17 protein-coding genes are annotated in these 18346 nt (G+C 66.3%); 2 read left to right on the top strand and 15 right to left on the bottom strand.

Translation table 11 applies throughout. From position 1 onward, the window contains the following. The 4 genes from H289_RS31615 to H289_RS0128845 all read right to left on the bottom strand — a co-directional run. A partial coding sequence (locus H289_RS31615; RefSeq protein WP_020104346.1) for a response regulator occupies positions 1 to 344 on the bottom strand: 344 nt, incomplete at its 3' end. A 937-nt stretch (positions 345 to 1281) separates the two neighbouring features. Further along, the gene (locus H289_RS31610) at positions 1282 to 2220 is read right to left on the bottom strand and encodes a CbiQ family ECF transporter T component (RefSeq protein ID WP_081633575.1); all 939 of its coding nucleotides are present in this window, start codon (positions 2218 to 2220) and stop codon (positions 1282 to 1284) included. Next, positions 2217 to 4229 carry an ABC transporter ATP-binding protein gene (locus tag H289_RS0128850; RefSeq protein ID WP_020104343.1) on the bottom strand — a complete coding sequence of 671 codons (2013 nt, stop codon included), beginning with the start codon at positions 4227 to 4229 and terminating at the stop codon, positions 2217 to 2219. The genes H289_RS31610 and H289_RS0128850 overlap by 4 nt, the downstream gene beginning before the upstream one ends. 43 nt (positions 4230 to 4272) lie before the next feature. Continuing rightward, positions 4273 to 5127 (bottom strand): lysophospholipid acyltransferase family protein, encoded by an 855-nt coding sequence (locus H289_RS0128845; RefSeq protein ID WP_020104342.1) that lies wholly within the window; start codon positions 5125 to 5127, stop codon positions 4273 to 4275. A gap of 499 nt (positions 5128 to 5626) precedes the next feature. Between H289_RS0128845 and H289_RS33245 the strand changes: the two genes are divergently transcribed. Continuing rightward, entirely contained in the window at positions 5627 to 6070 is a 444-nt protein-coding gene (locus tag H289_RS33245) for a hypothetical protein (protein WP_155944298.1), read from the top strand. A 47-nt stretch (positions 6071 to 6117) separates the two neighbouring features. Here the strand turns inward: H289_RS33245 and H289_RS0128835 are convergent, their stop codons facing one another. Genes H289_RS0128835 through H289_RS0128810 form a run of 6 tightly spaced genes read right to left on the bottom strand, consistent with a single transcriptional unit; the run spans position 6118 to position 11349 of the window. Continuing rightward, positions 6118 to 6990 carry a sulfurtransferase gene (locus H289_RS0128835; protein ID WP_020104340.1) on the bottom strand — a complete coding sequence of 291 codons (873 nt, stop codon included), beginning with the start codon at positions 6988 to 6990 and terminating at the stop codon, positions 6118 to 6120. After that, on the bottom strand, positions 6987 to 7913 hold the full coding sequence (locus tag H289_RS0128830; RefSeq protein WP_020104339.1) for an ABC transporter substrate-binding protein: 927 nt from the start codon (positions 7911 to 7913) through the stop codon (positions 6987 to 6989). Before H289_RS0128830 ends, H289_RS0128835 begins: the two co-directional genes overlap by 4 nt. After that, positions 7910 to 8449, bottom strand: coding sequence for a nucleoside/nucleotide kinase family protein (locus H289_RS31600; protein ID WP_020104338.1), 540 nt, complete (start codon positions 8447 to 8449; stop codon positions 7910 to 7912). The genes H289_RS0128830 and H289_RS31600 overlap by 4 nt, the downstream gene beginning before the upstream one ends. A 4-nt stretch (positions 8450 to 8453) precedes the next feature. Beyond that, the gene (locus H289_RS0128820; RefSeq protein ID WP_029105892.1) at positions 8454 to 9227 is read right to left on the bottom strand and encodes an energy-coupling factor transporter transmembrane component T family protein; all 774 of its coding nucleotides are present in this window, start codon (positions 9225 to 9227) and stop codon (positions 8454 to 8456) included. After that, on the bottom strand, positions 9224 to 10741 hold the full coding sequence (locus tag H289_RS0128815; protein ID WP_020104336.1) for an ABC transporter ATP-binding protein: 1518 nt from the start codon (positions 10739 to 10741) through the stop codon (positions 9224 to 9226). Before H289_RS0128815 ends, H289_RS0128820 begins: the two co-directional genes overlap by 4 nt. Further along, the gene (locus H289_RS0128810) at positions 10738 to 11349 is read right to left on the bottom strand and encodes an ECF transporter S component (protein ID WP_020104335.1); all 612 of its coding nucleotides are present in this window, start codon (positions 11347 to 11349) and stop codon (positions 10738 to 10740) included. The genes H289_RS0128815 and H289_RS0128810 overlap by 4 nt, the downstream gene beginning before the upstream one ends. Positions 11350 to 11500: 151 nt before the next feature. On the opposite strand from H289_RS0128810, the gene H289_RS33240 reads away from it, so the two are divergent. Beyond that, positions 11501 to 12145, top strand: a complete 645-nt coding sequence (locus H289_RS33240) for a GntR family transcriptional regulator (RefSeq protein ID WP_177127430.1) — start codon at positions 11501 to 11503, stop codon at positions 12143 to 12145. Positions 12146 to 12187: 42 nt separating this feature from the next. Here the strand turns inward: H289_RS33240 and H289_RS0128800 are convergent, their stop codons facing one another. From H289_RS0128800 to H289_RS0128780, 5 genes are read right to left on the bottom strand one after another with little or no spacing between them, the layout of a single operon-like run. Then, complete coding sequence (locus H289_RS0128800; protein ID WP_029105891.1) at positions 12188 to 13171, bottom strand: FAD binding domain-containing protein; 984 nt, start codon at positions 13169 to 13171, stop codon at positions 12188 to 12190. Then, the gene (locus H289_RS0128795) at positions 13168 to 13719 is read right to left on the bottom strand and encodes a (2Fe-2S)-binding protein (protein WP_020104332.1); all 552 of its coding nucleotides are present in this window, start codon (positions 13717 to 13719) and stop codon (positions 13168 to 13170) included. Before H289_RS0128795 ends, H289_RS0128800 begins: the two co-directional genes overlap by 4 nt. Further along, positions 13716 to 16016, bottom strand: coding sequence for a xanthine dehydrogenase family protein molybdopterin-binding subunit (locus H289_RS0128790; RefSeq protein ID WP_036421784.1), 2301 nt, complete (start codon positions 16014 to 16016; stop codon positions 13716 to 13718). Before H289_RS0128790 ends, H289_RS0128795 begins: the two co-directional genes overlap by 4 nt. Next, positions 16013 to 17188, bottom strand: coding sequence for an FAD binding domain-containing protein (locus tag H289_RS31590; protein ID WP_020104330.1), 1176 nt, complete (start codon positions 17186 to 17188; stop codon positions 16013 to 16015). Before H289_RS31590 ends, H289_RS0128790 begins: the two co-directional genes overlap by 4 nt. Next, positions 17185 to 18192: an amidohydrolase family protein gene (locus H289_RS0128780; protein WP_020104329.1), complete on the bottom strand. Its 1008-nt coding sequence runs from the start codon at positions 18190 to 18192 to the stop codon at positions 17185 to 17187. Before H289_RS0128780 ends, H289_RS31590 begins: the two co-directional genes overlap by 4 nt. Positions 18193 to 18346 lie beyond the last annotated feature (154 nt).

The following is an 18346-nucleotide window of genomic DNA, read 5'->3' as shown; positions in this document are numbered from 1 at the left end:
TCCTCGACATTGAACGGCTTGGTGACGTAATCGTCTCCGCCGGCGGACAATCCGGCGATCCGGTCCTCGACGGTGTCCTTTGCGGTGAGCAGCAGCACGGGCAGTTCGGGGCGGATGCGGTGCAATTCGTGGAGCACGTCGAGCCCGCTCATGTCGGGCAGCATGATGTCCAGCACCACGATGTCGGGTTTCTCGGCGGCGGCCTTCTTGATGGCCGTCGCACCATCCTGAGCGGCGGTGACCTGCCACCCTTCATACCTCAGCACCATGGATACCAGGTCGCCGAGCGCCGGTTCGTCGTCGACCACGAGGACCTCGATCGGGCTGCCATCGTGGCGGGTCATCGGCGCCGGAGCTGCGTGTCCGGCGGTGTGTGGCCGCCCGGTCGCGGCGTAGGCGTCTGGCGCATATCGCATCGCGACATTGTTGCCAACGGGATTAGCCACGATCTGTGGTTGGCTTATGGAGAACCTATGAAGCAAGTGTTTCAGCAGCTAGTAGCCATATTTCTGGTGTGACTTTCGTCGTGCCGTCGTGCCGTCGTGCCGTCGTGCCGTCGTTCGCGGATCGCGGTACGCGCCTGTTCTGCCAAATGTACGGCGGCCGAGGCCCAGTCCGCCTTGGCCGCCGTACATTACGCGCCGTTGCAAGCGCTGAGGCCTGGCTGTGCAGATCCACGCTGCCGTGCATCCGCCGTCGGCCTACAGCGGTGGAGGCAATGGAATTCCCAGGATATTGGGTACGCCGGGCACCGGTGGCGGTGGCGCCGGCGGCCCCACACACGGCAGCAGCGGAACGCACAGTCCTGGTGCTCCTGGGCCGGGGGGAGGCGGCGGCATCGCACCGGCCGTCCCCGCCTCGAATCCAATTGCACTGAAAGCCAATCCGGCGCACACGGCCACCGATGTGACTACAAGACGTGACTTCTTCACCGAGTCCTTCTCCTCTGCAAAGTCGGTAGGGCAACAGAATCGACGGTAACGGTCGTACGTGGGCAGAGGCTGTTGGTTGATTAGGGCAGTCATATCAGTTGTTCGCCTTGGTCTTTCGTCCGCCTCAGGTCGACGGTTGTGGGGTGAGGATTTGCCGGCGATGGAGGAGACTGTCGTATGGAGTAGAGTCCGAAGCGAAAGCGGTTTGACGGCAATGAGTTTCGTTGAATCGTTGAATATTTGGACGAGCGTGAAGCTGAGCTGGGTCGCCGGCGTTTCGTTGGAACTGCAAGCGCCAGTGGAGATTTGCATTAGTGACGACACTGCCGAAGCCGAATACTGAGCGAAGTCAGTGGGCCGGCGGGTTGCATCCGGGCGGTAATCCGCCCGATCCGGCGCCGCCCATGAGTCCGGACGGGGGTGGTCCAAACCCTGGTGGGAGCCCGGGGGCGCAGCCGATGCCGCCGGTGATCACGTCGAGACCGACGGCGGTGGCGCAGACGGCGGCGGCGATCGCCAGTGCTATCCAGTCGGACCGGCCCAGCTTGGTGCGTGCTGCGGTGAGTTGTCCGGTTCCGCCGCGGGCAGCGATCGCATCGCCGATTTCGTCGGCGCGGCGCAACATCATCGCGGTTGCGGTGGCAACCAGGTCGGCGCCGTCACGCACACCCTGTCGAACTCTCCTTATGGCCCGTAATTGCGGTGTGGGTCGCAGGGTGCGGGCGGCGTTCACCACCCTGAATTCGTCGATCAGCATGGGAAACGACCGCAGCGCCAGACTGAGGGCGACCGCGAGATCGTCGACGGGGATGGACAATGCCCGCAGCGGACGACCCAGTGTCGCGAGTGCCGGAGCGACGTCGGCAACGTCGGTGGTCCAGGACAGCACCGCACCCGAGAGCAGCAGGACGATCGTCAGCGCCGACAGTTGTAGGAATTGCAGCAGGCCACCGAGTCCTGCATGGAGGCCTGCGACCACGACGACCGGGGCTCCGCCTGTGGATGCCAGAAACACTGCGCCGATCCCGACGACCGCCCACATCGCAGGAGGTATGGAGGGAAAGGCGCTGCGCGGGATGTCGGCCAGCCAGATCGCGGCCAGCGTCAGGACGCCCACCGCGACGATCGGGATGGGGCTTGGATCGACGGCCAGCAACACGGCGGCGGCGACGAGGATGATGATCTTGGTGCCGGCCCACAACGAGTGGACCGGACTGGTGCCCGGGACGGGACGCAGCAGTACCAGTGGTCTTTTGCCCCGATGCCTGACTGGTGCACGGCGTGTCATGACGATGCTCCCGTCGAGGATGAGACCGGAGTCTGGATCGCGCCGTTGTGCAGGCGTAAGACGCTCGGGCACAATTGGTCCCGGCCGGCGAAGTCATGCGAGATCATGACGATCGTCAGTCCGGTGTCGCGGCGCAGTGCGGTCAGCAGCTCCACCAACCCGCGTGCGCTGGCGACATCCAGACCGGCTAGCGGTTCGTCGAGGATCAGCACGCGTGGCCTCCGGGCCAGCAAGCCCGCGAGCACGAGCCGGCGCTGCTGGCCGCCGGAGAGCTGATCGACGCGACGCCGAGCGAGCGCGGGGTCCAGGCCGACGCTGGCCAGCGCGGCCACCACGCGATCCGTGTCATGCACCTCGAATCCCGCCGCGGATGCGATTTCCAAATCGACCCGCGACCGTATGAGTTGCAAACGTGCGGCCTGGAAGGCGATGGCCACCGCGCCGATCTGTTCGTCAGCGGGTCTGCCGTCGAAGAGGACTGATCCTGCGGAGGGCGTGGTCAGGCCGGCCATGATCCAGGCCAGCGTCGACTTGCCGGACCCGTTCCCTCCGTGGATCAACACGCCGTCACCCTCATGCACGGTGAGGTTGATGTCGCGCAGGGTCGTGTGGGCCCACGGTGTACCGGCGGCGTACTGGTGGCTGACACCGTCCAGCTGCAGCACGGGCAGCCCGGGCAGTCTGGTTACCGCCGGCAGTCCACCAGCCGCCGGTGGAGGTGGAACCGGTGGCGTAGCGGTGGGCACCATGGCGGTGTTGTCCCCGGTTGTGGACAGGCTGATGACCCAGTCGGCGTTCTCGGCCTCGTCGCGGTAGTGGGTGATCTCCACGACCGACATCTCTTGGTGCGCGGTCAGGCCGTCCACCACCGCCCGCAGCGCTTCACGGCCCGCGGGGTCGATCATCGACGTGATCTCGTCGGCGATCAGCAGTTTCGGGGAGCGGGCCAGAGCGGCTGCCACGGCGAGGCGCTGCAGTTCACCTCCGGACAGTCCATTGGTGTGGCGCTCGCGCATCCCGGCCATTCCCACCCGACGCAGAAGCCCGTCGACGTCGACAGGCGTGTCCGCGGGCAGACCCCAGACGACGTCGTCGGCGACCCGCATCCCCAGCACCTGCGTTTCCGGATGCTGCAGCACCACGGCGGTGCCGCCGATGCGCCCCAGGCCGACTGCACCGGGGCGGTACACGGTGCCGGTGGTCGGTGCGGCGCCGGCGAGGATGCGCCCCAGCGTGCTCTTGCCGGACCCATTGCAGCCGACCACGGCGACACGTTCGCCGACATCGACGGTGAGGCTGGTCGGGGCCAGTGCATTGTGGTCGGCGCCGGGATACCGGAAGCCGACGTCGTCCAGATGGAGGGGCAGCGGGGCGGGCGCGGCACCGGCCAGGTCGGCAGGTGACGGGTCGAGTTTGTGGACGTCGGGGACACCACCGAGGCGTCGCAGGACATCGGACATCACCCACCAGCCGATGATCGACACGATCGTCACGAGGCTCGTCAGCCACCCGGTGAGCAGCAGCGGCCAGGCTCTGAACCCGGCCGAGGTGAGGTGTGCCAGGCCGTCGCCGAGGCCACGTAGGGCAGGGACGGCGTGCAGGGCGACAGTCAGCCCATTCACGGTTGCGTTCAGCGCGCTGAAGATCAGCGCCCGCAACGGGGTCAGTACCAGCAACGCACTCGACGTGACGGCCCCGAGGGCCATGCCGGCGGCGACACCGGTGACTGCGACTGTGACGATGCCGCCGCCGCGGCGTTTGACGATGCCGGCCAGCCCGCCGATGTAGGCGCAGGACAGCACGGTGATGGCGCCGGGAACACCAATGATGAGGAATGCGATCACCGCGCCGGTAATGGCGGCGGTAATCAGTACCCGGAGCCGGTGCCGGTAGGCCAGCAGTCCGATCGGCACCATGGCGACCAGCGCCAGGAACCCGGTCACCGGGACGACGGACGCCGAGATCGCCAATCCTGCCGTGGCCGCAGCGACGACCGCGGCATGCGCCATCTCCCCGGGAAGCAGATCGGAGCGACCACTGGTGCGTTCCGGACTAGCCACGAGCGTCCGCGCTCACGTCAGCCGGACGCGTGGCACGGGGCCAAGCGAGCGGATTCAAGGCGCGGTACGGGTCGGCGGCCCGAATTTTCAGCAGTTCGGCCAGGCTGGTTTCCAGCGCTTCCTGGGTCGTCTGTTTGACGGTTGCGAGCCAAGTCTCGTCCGTGACGCCGGCGGGTTTGGTGGTCGTGATCGGGGCGCCGAACCGCAGGTACATGCGCTGCGGCCGCGGGATCAGGGTGGGACCGATCCCTCTCATCAGCGGCATCGGCATGTTCGGACGGCCGGTGATCTTCTCACTGATGGTGAGGCTGAGTCGGCCCAGCGTGCTGTTGCGCGTGAACAGATGTTCGTACATATCGTCGCCACCCACCAGCGTCACCGGCACGATCGGGTAGCCGCCGATGATGGCTTCGCGGGCAAAGCCTGCCCGGCCCCGCCAGTTGATGGTGTTCTCCTCACCTTTGAACTTGGCGATCTCCCGGCCGCCGCCGGGGAACACCAGGATCGTGTCGTCGTTCCGCATCAACGCCTGAGCGTTTTCTGGAGATCCGACGACCGCCCCGACCGCGGCGATCACATCGCGCATCGGGCCGCGCATTTTGCCCATACCCCGTTCAGCCAACGGTCGCACCCGCGTCCCGATGCCACGTCGCACGAAATGCAGGATCAGCGGAACCTCCACGCCGCCCTGAGTGTGGTTGGCCACCAACAGAAATCGGCCATCGGCGGGCAGGTTCTCGAGCCCTTCTACATAGGGACGCAGCAGGTCCACGATCGGTGTGGCGGCATCGCTGAACGATTCCAGAATCCGGCGCAGCGTCTGTACCCGCGTCGGCTGATCAACCATCTCCTCAGGGGCGTGGTGCTCTGTCATGACGATGATGTGCTCCGATCCATGTGTCGAATTGCCGAACCAGCGAGTGAACGGTCCGGTGATGGGCGACGCTGCCTACTCAGCCACCGGCAGCCGTGGGATTGCCGACGACGCGCGGCATCGGCGACAAGCCCCAGCACGACCGGCGTGGCCGAGACTTCCTCCGGCGCCGATCGCTTCCCGTGCAGAACGTGAAGGTAACGGTCGAATCCATGGATTTTTTAGGGCAATGCTTGCGAAAGCGTATGAATAGCGCCGGTTTTGACCCATAGCGCGCGTACAACCATGACGACCATCACAGTCTCGCGGTGCCGGCTTTCGTGCGTTACCGCGATCGACAGAGCCGGCACGATCCATTGCATGCCGGTGTGCTCGAGATCACAAAACGCGGACGTTCGGTTCCGGCCAGAGGGCACGACTAACCCCATATAGCGGTACTGGTCCCACGAGGGTTCAGTGCCTTGTCTGGGAAATGACGTTCGCGGCATCTCGAAAGGGGAACTGGAGCAACATGTTGAGCCGTCTACTATCGCTCGCCGGCGCCGCTGCGGTTCTCGGCGCCTTGCTGTCCACCGCAATCCCCGTGCAGCTCGGAGCTGTGGACCGGTTTGGCACGCCGATTCCCTGCGGGAACGGCTTTCACCCGAACTTCGAAGTTGCCCGAGTGCAAGACCAGATCAATTTGGACCTGCACACCAACAGCGGGCCCATGTTCGTGGCGAGCAACTATGCCGAGCAGTGCCAGTCGATACTGGCCGACCGTCAATCGACGACGCTACCGGTTGGCGCCGGTGGTGTGGTGTTGCTCATCGCCGCCGTTGTCCTGTGGAGTCACCGCCGTCCGCAGGTCGGCCAGGAGTCTGCCATGGCGCCCGTGCTGACGCAGCCGTTCAGCCGAGAGGCCGCATTGTCGTAGCAGCGGGTGTGGGCACGCGGTATCGACAACCAGTCTTTGAGTCTTGCTCACAAGTCGATGGATTCGTCGACCTGCAGCGGCAGTGCCGGATCGGCACTCCATTCCTCCAGTGAGCCGTCATAGACGCGGATGGACTCGACACCGGCTGAGACCAGCGCGAGTGCGTTGACCGTCGCTGAGATGCCGCCGCCGCAGTACAGCAGCACCTCGCGGTCGAGGTCAGTGCCGGCGTCCCGGTAGCGGTCGATGATCTCCGCAGGAGGACGCACTCGGCCGTCATCGTCGAACAGTTCGCGGGCCGGCACGTTGACACTGCCGGGGATATGTCCGCGGCGTGTGTACCGTGTCGGTTCCGTGCCCGCGAATGCCGCTGGAGACAGAGCGCACACCAGGTTCCCAGTATCGCAATCGATTTCGCGCAGCTCGTCGATGTCGATCCACGCCTCCCGCACCCGGTCCGCAGACCACAGGGCGACCGGCTGCGCTTGGCGGGTCTCGGATTCCACCGGCAGCCCGGCGGCACGCCAGGCATCCAATCCGCCGTCGAGCACCCGCACTGGAATCCCGATCCAGCGCAACAGATACCAGGTTCTCGCCGCCCAAAAACCGCCGGTGCTGTCGTACACGACCGTCGGTGTGTCCGCGCCGATGCCGAACTGCGCGAGGCGGTCGGCCAGTTCCTGTGGTGGCGGTCGGTGGTTGTGCGTCGCGGCGGGAACCGAGAGGTCGGTGTCGACCCGTACGTGGATGGCACCGGGCAGATGGGCGTCTTCCCAGCGGCTGCGCCCGCTCTCGGTACGGAAGTCACCGTCGAACTGTGGCCGGTGCAGGACGAGGCTGGCGTCGAGGATCACCGGAGGGGTGCCGCCACTCAGTGCCGAGAAGAGTTCTTCCGCGCCGATGAAGGGTCCCGGATTCACCGCGCCTGAATCTCCGTGACAGCAGAGATATTCGCGAATGCCGCACGCCACCGCTCGGGCGCGGTGAGGATTCCGTGCCCGGCGAGCCAGTGCGCGTACGGTTCGATCAGCTCGGGACGGACTGTGCCCCAGTCATTCCCGAAGAACCAGGTGCCGGCGATGGCGTCGAGCGAGCGGGCGATGACATCGGGCGGGAAGTACGGCATGACATCGCCCAGCAGCTGGGTGGTCTCCTCGGGATGCTGAGTTGCGTAGCGGAAGCCGCGTTCGCTGATCGCTCGGAAGTCCTCCAGCAGCAACGAGTTTCGGTCGATCAGCTCGGCATGTGCCCCGAGTAGGTAGCTGTGATAGCCGAACGGCAGCTCCTCGTCGACCCGCCAAATCCGTTCGGGGCGGTCCGGGTGCTCGCTCAGCAGAATGTCCCAGGCCCAGTAGGAACCGAAGGTGGCGTCGGCTGCGCCGGCGGCCAGGTCGGCGCTGGTCAACTCACGCGCACCGACGTCGACCAGGATGACGGCATCGGGGTCGCCGCCCGCTCGCGACACCAGGTCGCGCACGATCGCGACGCCGCGGGGCGTCGGATTGAGTGCCACCCGCTTGCCGGCCAACTCGGCCAAACTGCTGATCCCGCTGCTGGCGAGCGTGCGAATGGTCTCCAGGCCGCGTTGGTTGACCGCGGCGATCGCCTTGAGCGGTTCGCCGCGCTCGGTACGCACGAGCAGGCGGTTGGTCGGGAACACCGCGATGTCCACCAGGCGGCGCCCGAGGTGTTCGAGGCTGTCGCCGATGCCGGGGTCCACGGTCCGGATCTGCAGGTCGATTCCCGCTTCGGCGTACCAGCCGTGGTGCCGGGCGAGATAGAACCCGGCTGAGTTCGGCCACGGATGAAAGTACTCGAGTGCCAGCGAGATTGAGGTGGTCATGATGTCCTTCGTGGATCGATGAATTCGAATCCGGCTGGGGTCGCCACGGCGATCAGATCGGCGCACTCCTTGGGCCGGTGGCGGGCGACGAAATCCTCTTCCTGAGCCGCCCAGCGGTCCCAGTGCGGTCGGTACAGGTCACCGTCACGGCGTAGCGCCCGGCGCTTGCGGGTCGCGTCGTCGGCATCGACCCAGATACCCAGATCGGCCAGCGCCCGTGTGGCCGGGGTGAGCGCCCCGATGCCTTCGATGACGAGGCGCTGTCCGCGGTCGACACGATGCCAATCTCCCGGACACGCACCGCTCCAGTCCCAACTGCGCCAGCGTCCGGCTTCGCCGGCGGCGCGGGGCGCCAGCAGTGATTGGTGCACATGGTCTGCGGCCCAGAACAATCCGTCCCACCCCGGGTAGATGTCATCGAGACGAACCACGACGCTGTCTGCCCAAACGTCGTGCAGTTGCATTGCCAGCGTGGACTTTCCCGATCCCGAACGGCCGTCGACCAACACCGTCGCGGCTTCGTCGAGGCGGCTCACAATCTCATCGAGTACCAATGAAGTTCCATGCTCCGGCAGCGACCGACGTGGTGATCGCCACCGCGATGATCACGAATCCAGCTGTGACGAGGGCGAACTCACGCCCGGCGAATGGCGAGGGGCGGGCCCAGGTCCGGTGGCGGTGCGCACCGAAACCGCGCGCCTCCATCGCTGTGGCGAGTTTGGACCCGCGTCGGACCGCAAAAACCAACAGCGCGAACGATTGTCCGGCGACACGGCGCAGCCGCGCGTGATCGGCGACGCCCCTGGCCCGGCGCGCGTATCCGAGGTACTGCCAGTCCTCGCCCAGCAAGCCGACCAGACGCAGGCCGGCCAGCGCGCCCAGTACGAACCGCGCGGGCAGCTTCAGCACCTGGCCCAGCCCGTCGGCCAACTCGGTCGGATCGACATCGGCGAACAGGATCACCGATGGCAGCGCAATCGCGAGAACCCGCAGAAAAGTGGCCAACGCCAGGGCAATTGACCCGTCACTGACGGTGATGAGCAGGTAGTGCCAGTGCACTGTGCCGGAGGGCTGGCCGTAGAGAAGGATGGTCACCGCGGTGAGTGCCGCCGCGACGGCGATCACCGCGCCGCGCGTGAGTACCGGCCGCAGCCGGGCGCCCACCGCAAAGAACAGAGTGAGCTCGAGCACCAGTGCGGTCAACGCCGACACCCAGTCGACGGACAGCACCAGTCCGCCGGCGATGAGGAGGGCGGTGAGCAGTCGGGCGACGGGATTGACCGGGCGTGTGCCGACGATGTCCACGGTGGTCACGGCGTTGTCTCCGTTGCGGTTTGCCACGCAGGCAGCTCGATGCGGGCATCTGCGAGCAGGGTGGTGAAGTCGAGATCGTGGGTGACGGCCACAATGGCCGTTCCTTCGTCGGCGAGGTCGGCCAGCAACCGAATCAGCTCTTCCCACGTCCGGCGGTCCTGCCCGAACGTCGGCTCGTCCAGGACGATCACTGCCGGCGCCGTGGCCAGCACGGTCGCCACCGACAGCCGACGTTTCTCGCCGCCGGAGAGGGTGTACGGATTCGCGTCGGCGACGTGTTGCAGTCGCAGCCGATGGAGTAATTCATCTGTGCGGGAAGTGATTTCGGTAGCACCACGTTTGAGGGCCCGCGGACCGAGCGCCAGCTCGTCGTGGACGGCGCCGGTGAGGAACTGATGCTCGGGGTCCTGGAAGACGCTGCCGATCCGGGTGAGCAGTTCCTTCGATCGCCAGCGGACGGGTTCGGGCCGTGACCGTGGGGGAGCCAGCGCGGCGTCGGCCGTGAGGCGGCCCACCGGTGGTCGCAGCAGCCCGCCGAGCGTGAGGGCCAATGTCGACTTGCCGGCTCCGTTGGGGCCGGTGACGACGGTCGTACGTCCGCGCCGGATTTCGAAATCGAGCCCGGTGTGCAGCGGGGCGTCGCCCCGGTGCCCCACCGACAGGTCGGTGGCACGAAGGAGGACGCCGTCGTCCTCGCCGCGGCGCCTGGAGATCTCAGGCAGCGGAACGCCCGGCACCCAGACGCCGGACCGGACCAGGTAGTCGTGTTCGCGCCGGAGAGTGTCGTCAGGTGTTCCGTCGGCGACCACCGTGCCATCGGCACCCAGGACGATCACGCGATCGATGACGGGCAGCCATACGTCGGTGCGATGCTCGATGACGATGAGCGTCGCGCCTGTCTGGCGCGCGGACTCGGCGATCGCGTCGCGGACCTCGACGACACCGGCGGGGTCGAGATTCGCGGTCGGCTCGTCGAGCAGGATCAGGCCCGGGTGCATTGCGACCACGCCCGCCAACGCGAGGCGCTGCTTCTGCCCGCCCGACAGCTTCGAAGTGTGCTGGGACAGTGGCACATTCAGCCCGACCGAGTCGAGTGCCTGCCGGACCCGCGGCCAGATCTGATCGCGTGGAACGCCGAGGTTCTCCATGCCGAAGGCCACGTCGTCTCCGACCCTGGAGAGGATCACCTGCGAATCGGGGTCCTGCAGCACCATGCCGATGCGGGACCGGCGTTCGGCCGGCGGCGCACCGTCGACGTGGAGGTGTCCGGCCTGGCGTCCTTCCTCGGCGCCGCCGAGCAGCCCGGCAATGCCGTGCAGCAGTGTGGATTTCCCGGCGCCGGACGGGCCGAGCAGCAACACGCGTTCGCCGGGGGCGATGAACAAGTCGAGATCGCGCACAGCCCAATTCGCGCGCGTCGCGTGCTGCCAGCCCCAGCCGCGCGCGTCGACGGCAGCGCCGACGGAGCGCTCCGCATCTGCCGACGCGTGCGCGTGTTCGCGTTGGACGTTCACGAAGCCGGGCTCGGCGCCACACGTCCTGATGCAAAACGGCTGAGGACTCCGGTCTTGGCCAGGTTCCGCACCACGATCCAGGACAGAACTCCGGCAAGTACCGCACCGGAGGCGATGCCCGAAACCACATAGACCGCCGCGAAGCCGGCTGCCGAACCCGGGTACCAGAGGATCAGGTCGTTGATGGCCATGGCGACCCCGGCAACTGCTCCGGAGAGCACCGCGGTGGGCAGTCCCCACCGCCGATAGAGGAACGCCGCGAAGACGAGCTCCGCGCCCACACCCTGGACCAGGCCGGATTCGAGTGTGAGCACACCCCACTGATTGCCCACCAACGCCGATACCGAGGCCGCGACGAGCTCGCCGTAGATGGCCGCACCCGGCTTGCGGATGACCAGGGCGGTGAGCACACCGGCGAACAACCACCCGCCGCCGAGCAGCGCCTGCAGCCCGGGGAGCACGGCGCCGAGGGGTGCGCTGACCGGATTGGATGCGATGTTCCACAGCACGAAGATCAGCCCTGCCGCCGTCGCGAGCACACTCGCGACGACGATGTCGACGACGCGCCAGCGCAGTACGGGGCGATCAAGGGTGGGCGGGGTGCTCATAGGTCTCCTTATGCCGTCGCGCGGAACCGCGACACGCACAAGTATGGATGGCCCACGCAAAAGCTGTATGCCTTCGGTTCATCATGAGTATTTTTTGTATACAAAACAGCTCCGTATGTATTCTCAATGTGAACACAAGGTTGGAGGATGGGTGCAACGGACGCCATTTCACAGCGCATTTCGTGCCGATCTGTTGGCAGGCCGGTTCTCCCCGGCTGAACCCCTGACCGAAAGCGCACTCACCGCCGCGTACGGAGTCTCCCGGACGCCCGTACGCGAGGCGTTGAGCCGGTTGGAGCAGGAGGGGCTGATCAGCCGCTCCGTGCGCGGCTACCGCATCCGCTCGGGCTCACCGGACGATGTCATCGAGATCTATGACGTCCGCATCGCACTGGAGAAGGCGGCCGCGGAGGCGGCAGCGGCACGGCGGACCGAACTGCAAGTGGCGCACCTCGCGGAACTGCACCAGCAAGCGGTCGCGGCGGAGGATCCCGCCACCGCACGCCAGCTGAATTCGCAATGGCACGAAGTGCTTTGGGCTGCCTCGCACAATTCGACGTTGCGGGAAACCCTGACCAACCTGGTGGCCAGGCTGCGCCTGTGTGACCGCGAGGCGATGCACCGTGACGATCTGGCCGACGTGGTCACCGAGCACGAAGCGATCATGGACGCGGTCCGGCGCCATGATGCCGACGCCGCCAGCACAGCCATCGCCGCGCACCTCCAGCGGACCAAGCAGGAACGGCTCGACACGTTTGCGCGGCTGTACAGTCAGCCGCCAGTGTTTGAGCGGTGAACCTGTCGGCGGGACGTGATGGTCGTACGGCGTCTTCGGCTGTCACCGCCGGGTGCTGGCCCTGTGCAGTGCACGTACGACGCTGTGTTTTCCGAGATCTACTTTGAACTCGTTCTGGCTCAACGTCGCAGCACCGCTCATCGCCAATTCGGCAGCAGCGCTGAATGTCCCGGTGTCTGCGGGGCGGCCGATCAGGGCCGCCTCGGCCGCTGATACCCGCCACGGTTTCGCAGCCACCCCGCCCAGCGCGATGGCCGCCGACGTGATGATTCCGTCGTCGATGGTCAGGCCGGCAGCCACCGACACGAGGGCGAAGGCGTAACTGTGGCGGTCGCGGACTTTGAGATACCAACTGTGATAGGCGTATTCAGACGTCGGCAACTCGATGCCGACGATCAAGTCGCCCGCGCCCAGCGCATTGTCGCGTGACGGGTCGTCACCGGGGAGCTGGAAGAATTCCGACAGTGCGACGCTGCGAGGTCCTGTGGGCGCCTGCACGTGCACGACGGCGTCAAGGATCGCCAGTGCGACCGCCATGTCGGACGGGTGTACCGCGACGCACGACGCGCTGGCGCCGAACAGTGCGTGCTCGCGGTTGGAGCCCTCGAGTGCGCCGCACCCGGAACCGGGCCGGCGCTTGTTGCATGCGGGGAACGACACGTCCATGAAGTACGGGCATCGGGTGCGTTGCATGAGATTGCCGCCGGCAGTGGCCATGTTCCGCAATTGCGTTGTCGCGCCGGAGAGAATCGCCTGCGACAGCACGGGGTACTGGGTGCGGACCAGCCGATGATTGGCTACCGCGCTGTTGGTCACACCCGCGCCGATCATGATGCCGCCACTGTCGGTCGCCGTGATCTGGTCGAGGCCGAGCCTGCCGATGTCGACCAGCGCCACCGGCTCGGTCACGCCGAGCTTCATCAGATCCAGCAGGTTCGTTCCGCCGGCGAAGTACGTTGCGCCGGCGGCGGCAATGCTGAGGGCGTCGTCGACGTCTCGGGCGTGCTGGAAGTCGAATGTTCTCATCGGCGGCATCCGGGCAGGCACGATGCGATCGCATCGACGATATGGGGATAGGCCCCACAGCGGCAGATGTTTCCGGCCATCCGTTCGCGAATCTCGTTGACCGACAAGGTTTCGGGGCCTCTGGCGATGTCATCGTACGGACCGTCGAACGAGGCCGCGGACAGGTCGCCACGGGCATGCTCGCTGAGTACCGCGTGCGCAGAGCTGATCTGGCCGGACGTGCAATAGCCGCATTGGAAGCCGTCGTGATCGATGAATGCCTGCTGCAGCGGGTGGAGTTCCTCGTCATCGGCGATGCCCTCGATGGTGCGGACGCTGGCACCATCGATCGACACGGCGAGGGTCAGGCAGCTCAGCACACGATGACCGTTGACAGCCACTGTGCACGCGCCGCACAGACCGTGGTCGCAGCCCTTCTTGGTTCCAGTGAAGCCGAGGCGCTCGCGCAATAGATCCAGCAGGGTCGAGCGGACATCCGTCTGGACGATGCGCATCGTGCCGTTGATCGACAGTTCGATGGTGTGTTCAGGTTTGGCGGCAGCAGTCATGAGGATCGGTCCTGGTGTGTTTCGCTGAATGGGGACAACAGGTTTTCGATGGTTATCGGTAGGTCGCGCAGGCGCCGACCGGTGGCGTGGAAGACGGCGTTGGCGACCGCGGCGGGGACGCCGCAGATGCCGATCTCGCCGACGCCGCGGGCGCCGAACTCTGTCAGATGGGTGTCGGCGCCATCGACGAAGGTGATGTCGAATGACGGGACGTCTGCGTGGGTCGGCACGTAGTACTCACCCAGCGCATGGCCGGTGCCCGGGTCGTACGGCATGTCTTCGAGGAGAGCCATGCCGAGCCCGAAAGTGATGCCGCCGACCACCTGACTGCGCGCCAGCTTCGGGTTGATGACCCGTCCGCAGTCCATCGCTGCCACCCACCGCGTCACCGATGCCCGTCCGAGCTCTTCGTCGACCTCCACCTCGCAGAAGTGCGCGCCGAACGATTGCGACATCGGTCCGTCCTCTGGCGCGCCGCCACTGGAGCTGGTGAAGGTGAGGTGATCGAGCAGGCCGGAATCGGCAGCGGCCAACAGTGTCGCGACAGTGCTGACGGGCCGGTCGGCGTGCGCGCTGACAACATAGCCGGCGCGAATGTCCAACGCGGACAGCTCGAATCCGGAACACGGTGAGTCGCGGTCGGCAACCAGGTACTCGAGCAGCCGGCGCTTCCATTCGAGGCCGGCCGCGAAGACCGCCGACCCGACGGCCGCTGTGGTTTGCGATGCTCCGCTGTACGGCGCGGTGGGGAAGTCCGAGTCGCCGGAGTAGAACACAACTTGTGGCAGTTGCAGTCCGGTGGAGTCCGCGGCGATCTGGGTCATCACGGTTCTGACGCCGGTGCCGACTTCGTGCGTGGCAGAAGAGAACTCGACCGTGCCGTCAGTGCGGGTGTGTACGCGGCAGCCTGCGGGCATCCGGCGTCCCGGATACGTGGCGGTGGCCATGCCCCACCCGACCAGCACGCCGTCGCGTCGTAGTGAACGGGGTTGGTGCGGTCGGTGCTCCCAGCCGAATCGGTCGGCTCCCTGCCGATAACACTCGAGCAGATGCGCTTCGGACCACGGTCGGCCACTGGCCTGGTCTGCGGCCGCGTAGTTGGTGATCCGCAGTTGCAGCGGATCCACCCCGAGCGCATGGGCGAGCTCGTCCATCGCCACTTCCAGGGCGAACAGCCCTGGCGCTTCACCGGGGCCGCGCATGAAGCACGGGGTGGGGCGGTGTACCCGGGCCACGCTGTGCGACACCACCATTCGCGGTGACTGGTAGAGGAACCGTGTCGACAGCCCGGTGGGTTCGCAGAAATGGGCGATGGTCGAGGTCTCGGTGAGGGTGTGGTGCTCGATGCTGGTCAGCCGGGTCTGGGCGTCGGCGACCAGACTGAGATGCTGCTCGGTGGGCGGACGGTGCCCGGTCGAGGTGAACATCTGGGCGCGGGGCAACACCAGCTTGACGGCCCGTCCCGTCATCCGCGCAGCCACTGCGCACAGCACGACGTGCATCCACATGAAACTCTTCGAACCGAACGCCCCTCCGACCAGAGGCGCGATGATCCGGATGTTGTCGACGGGGATGCCCAGATAGGTTGCCAGCGTTTGCCGTTCGCCGGCGATCCACCGCGTGGTGTCGTGCACGGTCAGGTGGTCACCGTCCCATCTCGCGATGGTCGACGCCAGTTCGATCGGGTAGTGGGCGTTCTCCGGCGTGGTGTAGCGCGCGGTGACCTTGACGCCGTCGATCGGTTCATCGGCGGGACCCCGGTGGTCTTGGAGCTTTTCTTCCTCCAGCTTCACAAAGTGATCGGGCTGGTACACGCCGCTGCGCACGATCGGGCCGCTGTCCTCGTGCGAAGGCCCGTCGAGCACGTCGCGTGCCGTCAACAGTGCCGGTAGCTCGTCGTACGTCAGGTCCATCAACGAGGCGGCGTACTGCGCATTCTCCAGAGTGTCGGCGACCACCAATGCCAGATGTTGACCGCGATGCTGGACGGTCAAATCTGACAGGGGCGGCCGGCGTTCCAGGGGCAGGTCCCACGTGACGTCAGCTGGAAGGGTGTGTAATGCAGGGCAATTCAGCGGTGACAGCACGCCCATCACACCCGGCGCGGACCGGGCACGGTCAGTCGCGGCAATCAGCGATTCGCGGGTGACTCGGCCGTGTGACACGGTCGACTGCACCATCACGGCATGTTGCACATCGGGCAGGATCGTGTCGGCCGCGTAGCGGGCCCGACCGGTCACCTTGTCGCTGCCCTCGACCCGGTTGACGGGCCGGCCGATCGCGTCGTCGCCAGTCATCGGATGGCCCGATCCCACGCGGGGACGTTCTCGGTGGTACCCAGCCGCGATACGACCGCGCGGGAGATGCCGACCGCGGCGATGTCCTGCAGAGATCGCAATCGATGGTCCTCCCATTGTCGTAGTGCGGATTCCGGAAGAGGACCGCCTGCGGTCCGGGTCCGTAAGGCTTGCGCCAGGAATCCGGCGTCACCGATCGATTTGGATGTGCCCGATGCGGTGTGGGGCCGGACGGTGCCGGCCGCGTCGCCGATCACGAACACCGGCCCACGCCGCATGCGCCCACTGGCCAGATCCATGACGGGCTGCAGGAATGGCTTCGAATGGCTGACCAGCTGGACCATCAACGGCGGAAGTTCGGTGGCTGCCAGTGCCGCCAGGGTGGCCGCACTCGCCGACGACACATCCCCGGCCGGTAGAAAATAGCCGTACCGTCGGCCGGACTGGCCCGTCATGATGTCGCCGAAAGTCTCGTCGGATGCGTTGACGTACCACACCCAATTCACGCGTCGGCGCCCCGGTTCGGTCTCACCGTTGGGGCCGGGCACCAAATAGCACAGGAATTGAATGCCGCCGGCGCTGAACATGGTGAAGCGGTTGATCAGCTCACCGGTCAGGTCGGCGGGCAGGTCGCTTTCCCGTTCCAGTCCGCGCCAGGCGACGTACCCGCTGTACCTGGGATGTTCGGGCTGCACGAATTGCCGCACAGTGGAACCGATTCCGTCGGCACCGATCACTACATCCCAGTCGGAGGTGGCGCCGTCGTGGAAGGTGAGCGTGGCGCCATGTTCTCCTGCTGCCACCGCTGACACTGTGGTGCCCTGGACATAGTCGACGCTGCGTAGCGCGCCCCTAAACGTGCGGTAGAGGGTGTCCCAGGAGGTCATGGTCTGCGGCTGAGTGAAGACGCGTGGCGGACTGTGCCGGTGGAGCAGTTGGCGTTCCACCAATGGCACGCTGACAGACTCGGGCGATACGTGCGAGATCGAGAGCAGCAGTTCAATTTCCGGCTGCATCACGATGCCGGCCCCGCGGCCCTCGAGGCGTCCGGCGGTCTGGTCGAACACGGTGATGTCTGCGGTGCTGACGCGGCGCAATTCTAGGGCTGCGGCGAGTCCGGCCAGCGAGCCGCCGACGATCGCGACGCTCCAGCGTTCGGGATTCCCCGTCATAGCTTGAGGATTCGTTCGGCGTTGCCCGAGGCCACGGCGGTCAACTCGGACACGGAAATCGGTAGCCGGCGCAGAAATTCCGCACCAGCCTGCGGGGATCGGTAGGGGTAGTCCACCGAATACATCAAGCGGTCGGTGCCGACGACGTCACGTGCGCACATGAACGGGGGAGTGGTGAAGTAGCCGCTCGTGGTGACGGTGAAGTGGTCGAGAAAGTAGTCACTGACGGAGCGCTGCAGCCCGGTTACCGACATCGGCAACCCGTCCTGGGCGCGCAACAGGGAGTAGGGCAGGTGCTCACCGAGATGCCCAATGATGAATCGCAGCTTTGGGAACCGGTCGAGGACACCGGCGAGAATGATTCGTAGACAATGTAATCCGAGTTCAGCGTGCCAGGTGTAGGCCGCCGTGGCCAGGAAGTAGGCGCTGCTCTCGGGAAGCCCCGCGGTATAGGTCTCCTGTACGACGCGTGGCGGCGGAGTTGGGTGAAGATACAGCGGCACATCGAGTTCGCAGGCGACCTCGAAGATCGGGGTGTAGCGCGGATCGTCGAGAAAGGAGCCGCCCCCGGTGCCGTCGAGAAAGCCGCCGACGGCGCCCAGTTCGCGCACGCCGCGGCGCAACTCATCGGCGGCGTGGTCGGGCTGCCCGAGGGCCAGGCTGACGAACATGCGGAGCCGGTCGGGGTGCCGGCGTGTGGCGGCATGCGCGGCGTCGTTGGCATCTCGGACCAGGGCCGTGGCGTCGTTCGGCGCCAGCCGGTGTTGCGCGCCGGCGGCCAGCGAGAGCACCTGGACGTCGACTCCGCCTGCGTCCATCGCGGCGATCCGGGCATCATCGAGGTCGACCAGGGCGGCCTGCAGCGCCGCCGACCGCGCGATGGGTGGCAGGAATTGTTCGGTCGCAGCCAGGTATTCCGGGGTGGCGAAGTGCTCCTCGAGCGTGACGACGCGGACTGGGATCCCTTCCGGGCCCGCGGGAGATGGATACACCGTGATCGTCACATAACCTCCTGCGCGGCCCGGGAAGTGTCTTTGGCGACGGTGGCCGGCACCTACGGTTCCAGCGCGCCGTCGGGGTGTCATCAGTCAGATGACTGTCGCAAATGCGACGAACCGGCGTATTGACCGAATCTTCCAGTCATTGAACTGATGTGTC

The organism is Mycobacterium sp. 360MFTsu5.1, from assembly GCF_000383495.1.
In the GTDB taxonomy this organism is placed as follows: Bacteria; Actinomycetota; Actinomycetes; order Mycobacteriales; family Mycobacteriaceae; genus Mycobacterium; species Mycobacterium mucogenicum_B.
Note: the sequence above shows the minus strand (reverse complement) of the source record. Positions and strands in the feature narration are given on the sequence as shown.

Bases quoted from the DNA above. Each gene is read 5' to 3' on its own strand.
- H289_RS31610 (WP_081633575.1), bottom strand. From the start codon at position 2,220: ATGACACGCCGTGCACCAGTCAGGCATCGGGGCAAAAGACCACTGGTA.
- H289_RS0128850 (WP_020104343.1), bottom strand. From the start codon at position 4,229: ATGGCGCATGCCGCGGTCGTCGCTGCGGCCACGGCAGGATTGGCGATC.
- H289_RS0128845 (WP_020104342.1), bottom strand. From the start codon at position 5,127: ATGGTTGATCAGCCGACGCGGGTACAGACGCTGCGCCGGATTCTGGAA.
- H289_RS33245 (WP_155944298.1), top strand. From the start codon at position 5,627: ATGACGTTCGCGGCATCTCGAAAGGGGAACTGGAGCAACATGTTGAGC.
- H289_RS0128830 (WP_020104339.1), bottom strand. From the start codon at position 7,913: ATGACCACCTCAATCTCGCTGGCACTCGAGTACTTTCATCCGTGGCCG.
- H289_RS0128810 (WP_020104335.1), bottom strand. From the start codon at position 11,349: ATGAGCACCCCGCCCACCCTTGATCGCCCCGTACTGCGCTGGCGCGTC.
- H289_RS0128800 (WP_029105891.1), bottom strand. From the start codon at position 13,171: ATGAGAACATTCGACTTCCAGCACGCCCGAGACGTCGACGACGCCCTC.
- H289_RS0128795 (WP_020104332.1), bottom strand. From the start codon at position 13,719: ATGACTGCTGCCGCCAAACCTGAACACACCATCGAACTGTCGATCAAC.
- H289_RS0128790 (WP_036421784.1), bottom strand. From the start codon at position 16,016: ATGACTGGCGACGACGCGATCGGCCGGCCCGTCAACCGGGTCGAGGGC.
- H289_RS31590 (WP_020104330.1), bottom strand. From the start codon at position 17,188: ATGACGGGGAATCCCGAACGCTGGAGCGTCGCGATCGTCGGCGGCTCG.